Here is a 13,671-nt window from a genome sequence, read left to right as displayed (position 1 = left end):
GCCAGTGTTCCACCTAGGGGGCGTATTCGACCTCGACATCGTAATCATCATCGTCGAAGTCATCGTCATCGTCGTCCTGATCGCGACGCTTGCGCCGGCGACCCAGCCTCGCTTCGGTGCGCGCCACCGCCTCGGCTTCCATGCGCTCGCGCATCTCGCGCTCGTGCTCGGCGGCCTCCTCGTCCTCGTGCTCCAGTCGGCGCTGGTCGGTGAGCCAACGATGGGCTGCCTGCACCAAGGCATCGGTGCCCTCGCCGCTAATGGCCGAGATGCGGAACACGGGGCCCGTCCAGCCCAGCCCCTCGACGATGGCGGCCACTCGCGCTTCGCGCTCCTCTTCAGGCACGAGGTCGAGCTTGTTGAGCACCAGCCAGCGCGGGCGCTCGGCCAGGGTCGGCGAGAACTGCTCGAGTTCGTGGGCGATGGCCCGGGCCACCTCGACCGGATCGGACTCGTCGAAGGGCGCCACGTCGACCACGTGAAAGAGCAGGCGGGTGCGGGTCAGATGCTTGAGGAAGCGCAGCCCCAGCCCGGCGCCGTCCGACGCCCCCTCGATCAGCCCCGGCACGTCGGCCATCACGAAGTGCTCGTGCATGCCTAGCTTCACCACACCGAGGTTGGGCACCAAGGTGGTGAAGGGGTAGTCGGCCACCTTGGGCTTGGCCGCGGACACCGAGCGGATCAGGGTCGACTTGCCGGCATTGGGCATGCCCAGCAGGCCGACGTCGGCCATCACCTTCATCTCCAGGCGCAGGTTGCGCCGCTCGCCGTCGGTGCCGGGCGTGGTCTTGCGCGGCGCCCGGTTGGTCGACGACTTGAAGTGAATGTTGCCGAGCCCACGGCGACCGCCCTGGGCTACCAGCACCTGCTGTCCGAGTTCGGTGATGTCGGCAATCACCTCGAGGGTGTCTTCGTCGATCACCGTGGTGCCTACCGGCACCTTGACCACCAGGTCGCTACCGGCGCGGCCGCTCATCTGGCGCCCCTGGCCGGGGCGACCGCTCTCGGCCTGATAGAAGCGCTGGAACCTGAAGTCGATCAGCGTGTTGAGGGCATCGTCGCCCACCAGGTAGACGCTGCCGCCATGCCCGCCGTCGCCGCCATCGGGACCACCCTTGGGCACGTACTTCTCGCGGCGGAAGCTCAGGCAGCCATTACCGCCCCTGCCCGCTTCCACGATGATCGAGGCTTCGTCGACGAACTGCATTGTGACTCTCCCGGCGGATACTACCGCCATGATACAAGAAGGCCCCGCCTGAGCGGGGCCTTCCAGTTACCAGTTCGTGCGTTCTCAGGCAGAGACGACGCTGACGAACTTGCGGTTCTTCGGACCCTTGGTCTCGAACTTGATCACACCGTCGCTCAGGGCGAACAGGGTGTGGTCGCGACCGATGCCGACGCCGGTACCGGCGTGGAAGCGGGTACCGCGCTGACGCACGATGATGTTGCCAGCGGTGACGACCTGGCCGCCGAACAGCTTGACACCAAGGCGTTTGGATTCTGAATCGCGGCCGTTACGGGTAGAGCCGGCTGCCTTCTTATGAGCCATTGCAAAGTCCTCGCTCGTTAAGGGGAAGCCGCTTAGGCGGAAATCCCAGTGATCTTGACTTCAGTGAACCACTGACGGTGGCCCTGACGCTTCATGTGGTGCTTGCGACGACGGAACTTGATGATGCGGATCTTCTCGCCACGGCCGTGGGAAACGATCTCGGCAGCCACCTTGGCACCGTCGACCAGCGGAGCGCCGACGGTCACGTCGTCGCCGTTGGCAACCAGCAGCACCTCATCGAACTCGATGGTTTCGCCGGTGGGGATTTCCAGCTTCTCGAGCTTGAGGGTCTGGCCTTCCTGAACGCGGTACTGCTTGCCACCGCTCTTGATAACAGCGTACATGTATCTCTCTCCAGAACTCATCGGGGTTGGCTCTTCATCGGCCTGCTTCGAGTGGCGCCCCTTTCGGCAGCCATCTGACAGGGAGCGTGATGAGTGGGCCGCGCATTATAACCGCGCCCCGCGGGCCGTTCAAGCACTGAGCACGCTCGCCAAGACAATGCCGCAACCACCCACCGCGGCGCAGCTTGACGCCCACATGGGGGGGCCATAGCATGAGCCGCAGCCCAAGGCCACTGCCATGTCCGGCATGCCGGCCCAACAGCCCGATGACACTGTCTCATGCCAGCCAACGCCTCTTCCCGTTCGACTGACAGCAACACCACCGCCTCTTCGTCGCTGCACGCGGCGGTCGCCGACGATTTTGCCGCGGTCAACCGTACCATCAAGGAGCAGCTGGCATCTCGGGTGCCGCTGGTCGAGACAATCGGTCAGTACATCATCGCCAGCGGCGGCAAGCGGCTGCGTCCGTTGCTGGTACTGCTCGCCGCCCGCGCCCTGGGCTATCAGGGTGACAAGCACATCTCGCTGGCCACGCTGATCGAGTTCATGCATACCTCGACCCTGCTGCACGACGACGTGGTCGACGAATCTCACATGCGCCGCGGCCGCGCCACCGCCAACGACGCCTGGGGCAACGCCCCCTCCGTGCTGGTAGGCGACTACCTCTATTCGCGCTCCTTCCAGATGATGGTGGAGATCGGCTCGCTCAAGATCATGGGCATTCTCTCCGGTGCCACCTGCGTCATCGCCGAGGGCGAGGTGCAGCAGTTGACCAACGTGGGCAACCCCGATGTCGACGAGGCCACCTACTTCGAGACCATCCAGGGCAAGACCGCCATGCTGTTCGAGGCCGCCACCCACAGCGGCGCGGTGCTGGCCGAGGCCGACCCGCAGCAGGAAGCAGCGCTGCAACTCTACGGTCGCTACCTGGGGCTGGCGTTCCAGCTCGTCGACGACCTGCTCGACTACCAAGGCGACGCCAAGGCCATGGGCAAGAACGTGGGCGACGATCTGGCCGAGGGCAAGCCGACCCTGCCACTGATCCAGGCCATGGCCGCCGGCACCCCGGACCAGGCCCGAACGATCCGTCAGGCCATTCGCCAGGGCGGGCTCGAACGGCTCGACGAGGTGCTGGCCATCGTGCGCGATACCGGCGCGCTGGACTACACCCGGGCACGGGCCGAAGAGATGTCGGCCAAGGCGCTGGAGCAGCTCGACTTTCTGTCTCCCAGCCGCTACCGCGACAGCATGGCCGACCTGGCCCGACTCGCGGTGGAACGCCAAAACTGAAGGTGGAACAGCACCGCCGCGGGGGGCTTGCAAGGCCATGGCTTTTGCGTATAATGCCCATCCGTCGGCTCCCGGAGCCGACACCGAGCATCGCCCAAAAGCAGCTCGAAAAGGAAATAACAGAGTAGGAAATAACAGAGTAAGGAAGTAACGGAGTATAGCTCAGCTTGGTAGAGCGCTGCCTTCGGGAGGCAGAGGTCGTAGGTTCGAATCCTGCTACTCCGACCAAAGAATTCATAAGGGCCTTGCAAGCGATTGCGAGGCCTTTTTCGTTGCTTCGCCCACCGTTTTGCCATCCAGCTCCCATCGAGAGCCGACATCTACGTGAACACACCGTAAAAAGGCGCTATGCTGCGCGGCCGGGTCGCCAGACTCCGGCTGGATAAACGCTACAAGCCAAGGAATACAAGCAAAACCATAAGAGACTTGTGCTAGAACAAGTCCTACTCGTACGGAGGTGCTCGTGAAGAACGGCGAGCATGAAGCAGCGCATGGCGGCAGCGAAAGCGAGCGCGCCATGTTCCACCCTTACTGGCCCGACGCCGATCTCGAGACGCTGCGTGCCAAGTTCTATCAGCTCTACATCGCCGTGGAGCAGAGCCCGGCGGCCACGGCAATCACCGATACCGAAGGGCGCATCGAGTACGTCAACCGGCGCTTTCTCGAAGTGACCGGCTATTCCCGCGAAGAGTTGATCGGCAAGACTCCGGCCATGATCCAGTCGGGCATGACCCCAGATCACGTCTACCGTGAGCTGTGGCAGACCCTGCGCAGCGGCCGGGTGTGGCGCGGTGAATTGCAGAACCGCAAGAAGAACGGCGAGCTCTATTGGGAAGCCGAAACCATCACTCCGGTACGCGACGACAGCGGCCGGATCGTGCGTTTCGTGGCGGTGAAGGAGGACATCACCGAGCGCAAGCGTCAGGAGGAGGAGCTGCGGCTGCTCGCCAGCGTGTTCCAGACCGGCCAGGCCACGCTGATCACCGATCCCGACATGCGCATCGAACGGGTCAATCAGGCCTTCACCGACATTACCGGCTACCTGCCGGAAGAGGTGATCGGCGAGACCCCTCGACTGTTCAAGTCGGGCCGTCACGACAAGCACTTCTACGCTCAGCTGTGGCAGGCGGTACTGGAAACCGGCCACTGGCAGGGCGAGATCTGGAATCGCAACAAGTACGGCGACATCTATCCGCTGTGGCAGGCGATCACGGCCGTGTACGACGACAACGGCAGGATCCGCCACTTCATTGCCGTCTTCCACAACATCGCCGAGCGCAAGCGCCTGGAAGAGGAGCTGGAGCAACAGGCCACCCGCGACCACCTGACCGGCACTCAAAACCGCCGCGCCTTCGATGTGGCCATGCGCAAGGCAGTACGCCAGGCCGAGCGCAGCGACAACACCTTCTCACTGCTGCTGTTCGACATCGACCACTTCAAGTCGATCAACGATCAGCACGGTCACGACACGGGCGACCTCATCCTCAAGCGTCTGGCCTCCCTGGTCGGCCAGACCCTGCGCAGCACCGACCTGCTGGCACGCTGGGGCGGCGAGGAGTTCGCCATCCTGCTGCAGGACACCACGGCGCAAGGAGCCTCGATCTTCGCCGAGCGGCTGCGCCAGCAGGTGGCAGAGACCCTTCTGCACGGCCTGGCCGTGACTATCAGCCTGGGGATCGCGGAATACCGCCGGGGCGACGGCCCAGAGGCGATACTGGCACGCGCCGATAGCGCCCTGTATCGTGCCAAACGCTCGGGGCGCAACCGGGTGGGAATCGCCGACGCCCAGGAGTGATGCCACCGCGCGTCACAGCAGCGGTTCGAGCCGCAACAGCCGACTCACCCCGGCTCCACCATGCCGCCACAGACTGCCGGGCTCGCGCATCAGCTCGACCGGTTCTCCCTGCACGAGGGCCTGCCAGTAGAGCCGCCCCGACGGCGTACGGCCGACCCGATAGCTGAGCGCCGGCGACTTGCCGATCTCGGTCAGGCGCTGGAACTCGTTGGCCAGACCCTGACTGGTCACCAGTACGCCCACCTCGGTATTCCACCACACCGAGCGCGGGTCGGCGTTGGGCGACCCAATGAAGACACGGTCGGCGTCGATTCCCAGCGCCTTGATGTGCAGGGCAGAGGCCGAAGACCCCACACTGAAGCCGATATCGGCATCCGGCTCGTGCTCGGCACGCATCTCGTAGAGTGCGACCCCGCTATCGAGCAACGCCTCCCGCCTGGCCTGGTAGGCACCGTGCACCACCGGCACATCGGTCGCCTCCAGGGCGTTGGTGAATATCTCGACCGCCACGCCGGCCTCGGCCAGCTCCGTCAACAGGCGGGTACCCTGCCTGCCGGGCACGAAATAGGCAGATACGAGGGTCAGCCGCTCGCTCGGCTCTCCCACCTGGTCGTGCAGGGCGCCGGCCATGGTACGTTGGAATGCCGGCCGCCCCCGCCAGGCAGGCTTGCCCGGCGGGTCCCACAGCGCAATGCCTTCCCCCCAGTGCAGCTTGCCCACCAGCGGCCCCTGCTCGATGTCGGCATAGCGCTGGCGCAGGTCGGCGAAATAGGGCGAGTCGACACTGCTCTCGAACCACTCGGCGAGCGACGCCAGCAGTTCTTGCCAGGCGTCCTCGTCGACACGGTGATAGCGACCGATGGGCTGAGCCAGGCCGTGGTTCCAGTAGAGGTGGAAACTCTGTGCCAGAGGCTCCACCACCGGCCCCAGCGCCAGCAGGTCGAGATCGGTGAAGTTGCGTGGTTCGCTGGCGCTGTAGTACTCATCGCCCAGGTTGCGCCCGCCGACGATGGCCAGGGAATCGTCGGCGATCCACAGCTTGTTGTGCATGCGCCGGTGCTGACGCGCCGCCTGAGGCGCCGAGGCCAGCACACGGCCTGTCAGCGTGCCCCGACCGACACTCAGGGCGTTGTAGACGCGCACCTGAACGTTGGGGTGGCTGTCGAGCGCGGCCAGCTGCCGACCCTGGCCTACTGCACCGATATCGTCGATCAGCAGGCGCACCTCGACGCCGCGCTCGGCGGCCCCCAGCAGCCGATGCAGCAGTGCCCGGGTGGTCTGCCCATCGCCCATCAGGTAGGTCTGGATATCGAGCCTGCGGTCGGCCTGCTCGCTCAGCAGCACGCGCAGACTGAAAGCATCCTGGCCGCTGGAAAGCAGCGCAAAGCCGCTCTTGCCCGGATGCGCGGAGCCACTCAGGCGCGCCCACTGGCCGAGCCAGGTGGCCTCGCGCTCGGCTGGGGTGAGCGGAGCGGTATGTTCACGGACCGCGGCGCTGCCGGCACAGCCTTGCATTAGCAGGAGCAGTACGCCGCAAAACGTCAGCAGCCAACTTCGGGCGCGACGTGTGCCGTCAGGATCAGGATTCGTCATCGTGCTCTGCCAGACGGCGAGCCATGGCCTTGCGCGCCCTGTTGCGGCGATAGAGCCGCGCCACGGCCAGCGCCAGGGCAAAGGCCACCATGGCGCCCAGTGTCACTCCCTGCCAGGGCCGGGCGGCCTCGCCCCCCATGACCGTTTCCAGCGTGATGATCAGGATGAAGCCCAGCGCCTGGCTACCGATGGCCAGGGCGCGCAGGGTATCGAAGGTCTTGTGTGCCATGTAGGCTCCCGCCGGTGACAGCGCCGTCCTGGGGCAGTAGGCTTGCTCTGCCTGACGCGTTACTTTATGCAAGTAAGTGATTTTACCCGCTCACGGCGCTTGCGCCGACCCTAAATGCTGGAGCCGAGCCAATGGATGCCTTTGCCCTGGGCCCCGTGCTGATATCCGTACCGCGCCTCTATGCCATTGGCTGTGCCCTGCTGTTGCTGCTCGCCGCCTGGCTGCTGCTGGGGCTGTCGCCCTCGGCGCGGTCGCGCTGGTTCAACGGCTTGCTGCTGGCCTGGCTGGTGGGCGCCCGCCTGGGGCACGTGGCGCTGAACTTCGACGCCTATGCCGCTGCCCCGTTGGACATACTGCGGCTCTGGCAACCCGGCTATCACGGCCTGTGGGGGCTGCTCGCCGCGCTGATCTGGACCGGCTGGGCACTGCGCGACCGGCTGCTGTCGATGATCGGCGCCATGGGACTCACCGTCGGCGCCTCGGCGCTGTGGCTGGTGCTGGTCACCCTGGCCCCCTTCGGCGGCGACATGCCGCTGCGCGAGCTGCCCGACATCACCCTGGAAGACCTCGACGGCGAGCCGGTCAACCTGCAGCAGCTTCAGGGCGAGCTGGTGGTGGTCAACCTGTGGGCCACCTGGTGCCCGCCCTGCCTGCGCGAGATGCCGTTATTAGCCGAGGCCGACACCCGCGACGGCGTTACCGCGGTGGTGATCAATCAAGGTGAGGAGCTACTCCAGGTGGCACGCTACCTGGACGAGCAGGAGCTCGCGTTCCGTTACCCGCTGCTCGATCCGAACCAGCAGATGATCCGCACGATGGAGTCGCCGGGACTCCCCACCACGGTGCTGTTCGACCGTGAAGGCCGCGCAGTGGAGCGCCATGTGGGCGAACTGTCGCGAGCGCAGCTCGACACTTGGCTGGGACGCCACTGATTACCACCCGTAACAGCCGCCCCCTACCATTTCCCGCCCTTCTCCACCAGCCTTAAGCCAGCGCGGGCTTTGCGTTAGAATCGCCCGCCCTGCCCGCCGAAGCCATGCTTCGGCGGCAGCGTGCGCACCGTGTTCAGCATCGACCGAGGCATCATGAGCGACTTTTCACCCGGCCAGCGCTGGATCAGCGATGGCGAGGCCGACCTGGGCCTGGGCACCATCCTGAGTTGCGACCACCGTAGCGTTACCGTGCTGTTCGGCGCCAGCCAGGAAACCCGTACCTACAGCAGCCGTCAGGCACCGCTGACCCGCGTCGCTTTCGGCAGCGGCGACCGTGTCCAGTCCGCCGAGGGCTGGAACCTGACCGTCGACGACAGCAAGGAAGTCGACGGCCTGATCGTCTATATCGGCGAGGACGACCAGGGCGAGCTGCGCGAGCTGCCTGAGGCACGCCTGGCCGACAGCATGCAGTTCGACCAAGCCCGCGACCGCCTGCTCACTGGCCAGGTCGACCGCAACGACTGGTTCGATCTGCGCTTCCGCACCCTGCACCACCATCATCGCATCGAGCAGAATCCGGCATTGGGCCTTGCCGGCCCGCGCATCGACCTGATTCCCCATCAGCTCTACATCGCCGACGAAGTGGCCCGACGCCACGCGCCGCGCGTGCTGCTGGCCGACGAGGTGGGGCTGGGCAAGACCATCGAGGCCGGCCTGATCCTGCACCGCATGCTGCTCACCGGCCGTGCCGAACGCGCCCTGATCCTGGTGCCGCCGAGTCTCATGCACCAATGGCTGGTGGAGCTGCTGCGCCGCTTCGCCCTCGAGGTGACCCTGCTCGACGAGCAGCAGAGCCTGGCCCAGGCCGAAGCCAACCCCTTCGAGTCCGGCCAGCTCATCCTGGCCAGCCAGGAGTGGCTGTTCGCCAACCCCCAGCGCCAGGAGCAGGCGGCCGCCTGCAACTGGGACCTGCTGATCGTCGACGAAGCGCACCATCTCGACTGGAGCGCCGAGCAGGTCGGCGCCGGCTACGCCTGCGTCGAGCGCCTGGCCAAGCATGTACCGGGTGTGCTGCTGCTCACCGCCACTCCGGAGCAGATGGGCCTGGAGAGCCACTTCGCCCGCCTGCGCCTGCTCGACCCGGACCGCTACCACAGCCTGGGGGCGTTTCGCGAAGAGGAGCTGCATTACGTGGAGGTGGCCCAGGCCATCGACGCCCTGGAACGCCTGCCGGCCGGCGGCGAGAGTGATCGCGCCAGCGTGGCCGCGGTGATCGGGGAGCATGACAGCCTGGCTCTGCTCGACACCCTGGCCAACCCCGAGAGCGGCCAGCAGCAGCAGGAAAGCGCCCGCGAACAGCTGCGTGAGCAACTGCTCGATCGCCACGGCACCGGCCGGGTGATGTTCCGCAACAGCCGCCGCCATGTGGGCGGCTTCCCCGAGCGTTACCTGCACCTGACCGAACTGCCTCTGCCCTCGGCCTACCGCCGGGTACTGCGCAAGCTCGAGCGCGACGAAGACCATCTCGACGAACTGCTGATCGAGACCGGGCTCGATCATCCCGACGTGCTGATCTACCCCGACGCCACCTATCGCGCGCTCTCGGACGATCCGCTCAATGCCGAGCCGTGGTGGCAGATCGACCCGCGAGTGAATTGGCTGCTGGAGCGCCTGGCTGACGACGGCGAGCAGGGCTTCGCCAACGACAAGGTGCTGGTGATCGCGCACAGCCGCGAGACCGCTCAGGGCCTGGCCGACGCGCTGCGGGTACTGGGCGGCATTCATGCGCCGGTATTCCACGAGGGGCTGACGCTGGTAGAACGCGACCGTGCGGCGGCCGCCTTCGCCGACGAGGAGGAGGGCAGCCAGGTGCTGGTCTGCTCCGAGATCGGCTCGGAGGGGCGCAACTTCCAGTTCTGCCGCCACCTGGTGATGTTCGACCTGCCCCAGCATCCCGACCAGCTCGAGCAGCGCATCGGCCGGCTTGACCGCATCGGTCAGCGCCATGCCATCGAGATCCACGTGCCGCTGTTCGAAGCCAGCCCCGGGGCGCGTCTGCTGCGCTGGTTTAGCGAGGGGATGGATGCGTTCGACGCTCCCCACGGGGTCGGCAGTGAACTGTTCGACGCCTTCGGCGATGCCCTGGCCGAGGCGCTGCTCGACGACGAGGCCCTCGCCGACGTCATCGCCGAGACCCGCGCCCTGTTCGAGAACCGCCTGACCCAGCGCGATGCCGGGCGCAACCGTCTGCTGGAACTCAACGCCTGCCGCCCGGCGCGGGCCGAAGCGGTCGCCACGGCGATCCGCGAGCTCGACCACGACCCGGCCTTGTCGCGCTACCTCGACCAGGCGCTGGACATCTTCGGCGTCGACAGCCAGGAGCTCGGCGGCGGCCTGCTGCACCTACAGCCCAGCCCGCAGATGCTCGACGGCCTGCCCGGCCTGGCCAAGGGTGAGGAGGGCTTCACCGCCACCCTGTCGCGTGAGCGCGCGCTGGCCCGCGACGACGTGCAGCGGCTCTCCTGGGAGCACCCGCTGCTGCGCGAAATGATGGCGCGCATCCTCGACGGCACCATGGGCAACACCGCGCTCGCCCTGCTCAAGCACCCGGCGATTCCCGCCGGCCGGCTGATGGCGGAACTGGTGTTCCGCACCTACTGCCCGGCGCCGAAGCGGCTGCACGTCAATCGTTTCCTGCCGCCTACCGCGGTACGTGTACTTCTCGACGAGTCCGGCGCCGTGCTCAGCGACAAGGTCTCCTTCACCGGGCTTTCCAAGAACCTGCAGAAGGTCAAGAAGGCCATGGCCCGGGACCTGATTCGCAGCCGCCACGACCAGCTGCGCGAGCTGCTCACCCAGGGCGAGCAGGAGGCTGATCGCGAGCTGCCGAGCATCGTCGAAGCGGCTCAGGTACGCATGCGCCGGGAACTGGACGGAGAGCTGGCCCGCCTGGAGGCACTGGCGCGACTCAACCCGGCGGTGCGCGAGGCGGAACTCGAGGCGCTGCGCCGGGAGCGTGGCGAACTCGACGGCGCCATCGAAGGCACACGGCTACGACTGGACGCCGTGCGGGTGATCGTCACGGTGGGTGACGAGAACCGCTGAGCCCTACGGCGGTAGCCATCAAGACTTGCCGAGGATGTCGGCCAACGCCTGCTCAAGAGTCGGGAAGTGGAACGTGAACCCGGCCTCGAGCAGGCGTGCCGGACGCATGTCGGCGCCGGTCAGCAGCAGCCGCGCCATCTCGCCGAAGGCGGTCTCCAGCACGATGGCCGGCACCGGCATGACGGCCGGCCGATGCAACTGCCTGGCCAGGGTGCGCGCGAACTCGGCGTTGGTGACGGGGTGCGGCGCGCTGCCGTTGAACGGCCCGTCGAGATCGTCACGCTCGAGCAAGAACAGGATGCTGCGCACCAGGTCTTCACGATGGATCCAGGGCATGAACTGGTGTCCGCTGCCGAAGCGCCCCCCGAAGCCCAGCTTGAAGGGTGTCAGCATCTTCTCCAGGCTGCCTCCGCCCGTATCCAGTACCAGCCCGGTACGCAGCAGCGCGACCCGCGTACCGAAATCTGCCGCCTCTCGGGCGGTGTCCTCCCAGCGCTTGCACAGGCGATGCGCGAACTCGTCGTGAGGCGGGGTCTGTTCGGTGACCTCGATCTTGCCCTGATCGCCGTAGAAGCCCATGGCCGATCCCGAGACCATGACGCCGGGGGCTGTGCCGTTGGCCTGCTTGAGCTGCTCGCAGAGGATAACCAGATCGCGGGTGACGTTGACCCGTGAGTCGATCAGCCGGTTCTTCTGCTCGTCGCTCCAGCGCCGGGCGGCGATCGGCTCGCCCGCCAGGTTGACGATGGCATCCGGGGGCGACTCGACGAAGTCGAGCACCGAGCGTCTTATGTCGGCACCTTGGGGCAGTTTGCTCCTGGCCGCGTCCGGATCACGCGACACCACCTGCAGGCGATGCCCGGCCTGCTTCAAGCGCAGGCACAGGCGCTGCCCGACGAAACCGCTGCCACCCGTGATCAATACCCGCATCGCAATCCCTCCCCAGCGCTGCCTTTCGTTATACAGTCGTTGTACACCTCTGCTATGCTGGCGACAATGCAAGAGCCCTGGTAGCGCCGGGGCGCCGACCTGCCAGCAGGAGACAGCCATGTCCTACAGCCTGATCCTTCTCGCCCACGGCTCTAGCGACGCCAAGTGGCGGGCCCCGTTCGAGCACCTTCACCAGGCGCTGACCGCCCGCATGGAGGCGGATCTCAAGCTCGCCTACATGGAGCTTAGCGAACCCTCACTGGAAAGTACCGTGGCTGAACTTGCCGCCTCGGGCACTCGGCGAGCCGAGATCCTGCCACTATTCTTCGCCGCCGGGCGTCATCTGCGCAAGGACGTGCCGGCTCAGGTCGAGGCGCTACGCGCTGCGCACCCCAGTGTCGACCTGCAGCTCCTGCCCCCGGTGGGCGAACATCCCGCCTTCGTCGAGGCCCTGGCCGCCGTGATCGCCGAGCAGGCGGGAGAAGCTGTGCCGACTTGACCCTGATCTCCATCAGTTGTACACCGTTCGAGTAGTGTACAATATTCTCTGCTGCCACCCGCAACGGCGGCCAGGCAGGCAGACGAATCCAGGTGATGGCAAGGCCCACACAACGAACGAGCAGAGGCGCGCATGACCGCAAAGGGGGGCCACCCGGCCGACACACCGCTCTATCCGATTCGCGAGGTGTCCCGAATCACCGGCGTCAACTCGGTGACCCTGCGCGCCTGGGAGCGCCGCTACGGTCTGATTCGCCCTCAGCGCACCCCCAAGGGACACCGGCTCTACGCTCGCGAGGACATCGAAAGGGTCGAGCGTATCCTGCAGTGGCTGAGCCGTGGTGTGCCGGTCAGCCAGGTCAAGGAGCTCATCGACCAGCCTGCCTCCGCACCGCCCCCCGAGCCGGCCTCCGGCGACTGGCCCAGCCAGCAGCGCCAGTTGGTCGCCGCCGTAGAAGCGCTCGACCGCAGCCAGATGGAGACCCTGTTCACCCAGAGCCTGGCGCTCTATCCCGTGAACACCTGTTTGTCCGAGCTGTGGCAACCGGTGACACGCGAGCTTGAGGAGCGCTGGCGCGATCAGCTCGGCGCCACCCTGCAGCGACGTTGCCTGGAGTCCTTTCTGCGCACACGCATCGGCATACGCCTCTACCATGCCAACCAGCTCGCCCGGGGCCCGCTGCTGCTGCTCGTACCGCTGCCCGACGACCCGGGCACGCTGTGGCTGCTGCTGGCCGCTCTGGCCGCCAGCGATGCCGGCTATCGCATCCAGCTGCTAGACAGCGCCTTGCCTTTCAGCGAACTTCCCCTGGCCGTCGAGCGCTTGCAGGCGGGGGCAGTGCTGCTGGTCAGCGGCCGGGCCGAGCGTGCCGACGTGATCCGGCGCCAACTGCCACGACTGGCCGAGCAGCTCGACGCCCCGCTGGGGCTGTGCGGCCCTGTGGCACGCATCCGTGACGGCGACCTGGCAGACAGCCTGGTGGAGCTGTTGGGCGACGACCTGCCCCAGGCCATGGCGCGCCTGCGGTCGTTGATTCAGGAAGCCTGAGCCAGGCAAGGTAATGCCATGACCCGCTCACTGGTGTGGTTTCGCAGCGACCTGCGTATTCATGACAACACGGCGCTTGCAGCCGCGGCGCGCCGCGGCCCGGTGGTAGCCGTCTTTCTGCGCAGCCTGCCGCACTGGCAGCGTCATGGACACGGCGCCAACAAGCTCGACTTCTGGCATCGTGGCGTCATCGCCCTGAAGGAGGCGCTGGCTGGCCTCGGTATCCCGCTGCTGCATCGGGACATCGCCGATTTCGGCGAAGCCCCCGCCGCGCTGCTGCAGATCGCCCGTGAGATCGACGCCACCGAGCTGCACTTCAACCTTGAGTACCCGCTGGACGAGCAGCGTCGCGACCGGG

13 protein-coding genes and 1 tRNA gene are annotated in these 13,671 nt (G+C 66.5%); 8 read left to right on the top strand and 6 right to left on the bottom strand.

Annotated features, from left to right (window positions below; all coding sequences use genetic code 11):
• Nucleotides 1-13 precede the first annotated feature (13 nt).
• The 3 genes from cgtA to rplU form a co-directional block, all read right to left on the bottom strand.
• Nucleotides 14-1,207 (bottom strand): Obg family GTPase CgtA, encoded by a 1,194-nt coding sequence (gene cgtA / locus B8115_RS04285; protein WP_010626519.1) that lies wholly within the window; start codon nucleotides 1,205-1,207, stop codon nucleotides 14-16.
• Nucleotides 1,208-1,291: 84 nt separating this feature from the next.
• Nucleotides 1,292-1,549: a 50S ribosomal protein L27 gene (gene rpmA, locus B8115_RS04280; RefSeq protein ID WP_010626518.1), complete on the bottom strand. Its 258-nt coding sequence runs from the start codon at nucleotides 1,547-1,549 to the stop codon at nucleotides 1,292-1,294.
• Between the two features lie 32 nt (nucleotides 1,550-1,581).
• Nucleotides 1,582-1,893, bottom strand: coding sequence for a 50S ribosomal protein L21 (gene rplU, locus B8115_RS04275; RefSeq protein WP_010626517.1), 312 nt, complete (start codon nucleotides 1,891-1,893; stop codon nucleotides 1,582-1,584).
• Nucleotides 1,894-2,172: 279 nt separating this feature from the next.
• On the opposite strand from rplU, the gene ispB reads away from it, so the two are divergent.
• The 3 genes from ispB (at nucleotide 2,173) to B8115_RS04260 (ending at nucleotide 4,978) form a co-directional block, all read left to right on the top strand.
• Entirely contained in the window at nucleotides 2,173-3,183 is a 1,011-nt protein-coding gene (gene ispB / locus B8115_RS04270; RefSeq protein ID WP_010626516.1) for an octaprenyl diphosphate synthase, read from the top strand.
• A 151-nt stretch (nucleotides 3,184-3,334) separates the two neighbouring features.
• Nucleotides 3,335-3,411 (top strand) — tRNA-Pro (locus tag B8115_RS04265).
• Nucleotides 3,412-3,646: 235 nt separating this feature from the next.
• Nucleotides 3,647-4,978 (top strand): sensor domain-containing diguanylate cyclase, encoded by a 1,332-nt coding sequence (locus B8115_RS04260; RefSeq protein ID WP_010626515.1) that lies wholly within the window; start codon nucleotides 3,647-3,649, stop codon nucleotides 4,976-4,978.
• Nucleotides 4,979-4,990: 12 nt separating this feature from the next.
• Here B8115_RS04260 and B8115_RS04255 read toward each other — a convergent pair whose 3' ends face one another.
• Both B8115_RS04255 and B8115_RS04250 read right to left on the bottom strand, forming a co-directional pair.
• Nucleotides 4,991-6,571, bottom strand: a complete 1,581-nt coding sequence (locus tag B8115_RS04255; protein ID WP_141638506.1) for a phospholipase D family protein — start codon at nucleotides 6,569-6,571, stop codon at nucleotides 4,991-4,993.
• Nucleotides 6,558-6,800, bottom strand: a complete 243-nt coding sequence (locus B8115_RS04250; RefSeq protein ID WP_010626513.1) for a hypothetical protein — start codon at nucleotides 6,798-6,800, stop codon at nucleotides 6,558-6,560. The genes B8115_RS04255 and B8115_RS04250 overlap by 14 nt, the downstream gene beginning before the upstream one ends.
• A gap of 131 nt (nucleotides 6,801-6,931) precedes the next feature.
• Between B8115_RS04250 and B8115_RS04245 the strand changes: the two genes are divergently transcribed.
• Together B8115_RS04245 and rapA are read left to right on the top strand one after the other, a co-directional pair.
• Complete coding sequence (locus tag B8115_RS04245) at nucleotides 6,932-7,732, top strand: TlpA family protein disulfide reductase (protein WP_010626512.1); 801 nt, start codon at nucleotides 6,932-6,934, stop codon at nucleotides 7,730-7,732.
• A 153-nt stretch (nucleotides 7,733-7,885) separates the two neighbouring features.
• A complete protein-coding gene (gene rapA, locus B8115_RS04240) occupies nucleotides 7,886-10,837 on the top strand; it encodes an RNA polymerase-associated protein RapA (protein ID WP_026037875.1) in 2,952 nt (983 codons plus the stop codon).
• A gap of 18 nt (nucleotides 10,838-10,855) precedes the next feature.
• On the opposite strand, the gene B8115_RS04235 is transcribed toward rapA, so the two are convergent.
• Nucleotides 10,856-11,767, bottom strand: coding sequence for a TIGR01777 family oxidoreductase (locus B8115_RS04235; protein ID WP_010626510.1), 912 nt, complete (start codon nucleotides 11,765-11,767; stop codon nucleotides 10,856-10,858).
• 118 nt (nucleotides 11,768-11,885) lie between these two features.
• Between B8115_RS04235 and B8115_RS04230 the strand changes: the two genes are divergently transcribed.
• From B8115_RS04230 to B8115_RS04220, 3 genes are all read left to right on the top strand, one after another.
• Nucleotides 11,886-12,266: a sirohydrochlorin chelatase gene (locus tag B8115_RS04230; RefSeq protein ID WP_010626509.1), complete on the top strand. Its 381-nt coding sequence runs from the start codon at nucleotides 11,886-11,888 to the stop codon at nucleotides 12,264-12,266.
• Between the two features lie 132 nt (nucleotides 12,267-12,398).
• Nucleotides 12,399-13,313, top strand: coding sequence for a MerR family transcriptional regulator (locus B8115_RS04225; RefSeq protein WP_010626508.1), 915 nt, complete (start codon nucleotides 12,399-12,401; stop codon nucleotides 13,311-13,313).
• Nucleotides 13,314-13,331: 18 nt separating this feature from the next.
• Nucleotides 13,332-13,671 (top strand): deoxyribodipyrimidine photo-lyase (locus B8115_RS04220; RefSeq protein WP_010626507.1); only part of this gene is annotated, 340 nt, incomplete at its 3' end.

Origin of the sequence: Halomonas sp. KM-1, assembly GCF_000246875.1 — a bacterium.
Taxonomy (GTDB): domain Bacteria; phylum Pseudomonadota; class Gammaproteobacteria; order Pseudomonadales; family Halomonadaceae; genus Halomonas; species Halomonas aerodenitrificans.
The sequence above is the reverse complement of the archived record's forward strand: the minus strand, read 5'-3'. Positions and strand labels throughout refer to the sequence as shown.

What these genes read in the sequence shown, in the direction of transcription:
- cgtA (WP_010626519.1), bottom strand. Translation starts at nt 1,207, where the DNA reads ATGCAGTTCGTCGACGAAGCCTCGATCATCGTGGAAGCGGGCAGGGGC.
- rpmA (WP_010626518.1), bottom strand. Translation starts at nt 1,549, where the DNA reads ATGGCTCATAAGAAGGCAGCCGGCTCTACCCGTAACGGCCGCGATTCA.
- rplU (WP_010626517.1), bottom strand. Translation starts at nt 1,893, where the DNA reads ATGTACGCTGTTATCAAGAGCGGTGGCAAGCAGTACCGCGTTCAGGAA.
- ispB (WP_010626516.1), top strand. Translation starts at nt 2,173, where the DNA reads ATGCCAGCCAACGCCTCTTCCCGTTCGACTGACAGCAACACCACCGCC.
- B8115_RS04255 (WP_141638506.1), bottom strand. Translation starts at nt 6,571, where the DNA reads ATGACGAATCCTGATCCTGACGGCACACGTCGCGCCCGAAGTTGGCTG.
- B8115_RS04250 (WP_010626513.1), bottom strand. Translation starts at nt 6,800, where the DNA reads ATGGCACACAAGACCTTCGATACCCTGCGCGCCCTGGCCATCGGTAGC.
- B8115_RS04245 (WP_010626512.1), top strand. Translation starts at nt 6,932, where the DNA reads ATGGATGCCTTTGCCCTGGGCCCCGTGCTGATATCCGTACCGCGCCTC.
- rapA (WP_026037875.1), top strand. Translation starts at nt 7,886, where the DNA reads ATGAGCGACTTTTCACCCGGCCAGCGCTGGATCAGCGATGGCGAGGCC.
- B8115_RS04235 (WP_010626510.1), bottom strand. Translation starts at nt 11,767, where the DNA reads ATGCGGGTATTGATCACGGGTGGCAGCGGTTTCGTCGGGCAGCGCCTG.
- B8115_RS04230 (WP_010626509.1), top strand. Translation starts at nt 11,886, where the DNA reads ATGTCCTACAGCCTGATCCTTCTCGCCCACGGCTCTAGCGACGCCAAG.
- B8115_RS04225 (WP_010626508.1), top strand. Translation starts at nt 12,399, where the DNA reads ATGACCGCAAAGGGGGGCCACCCGGCCGACACACCGCTCTATCCGATT.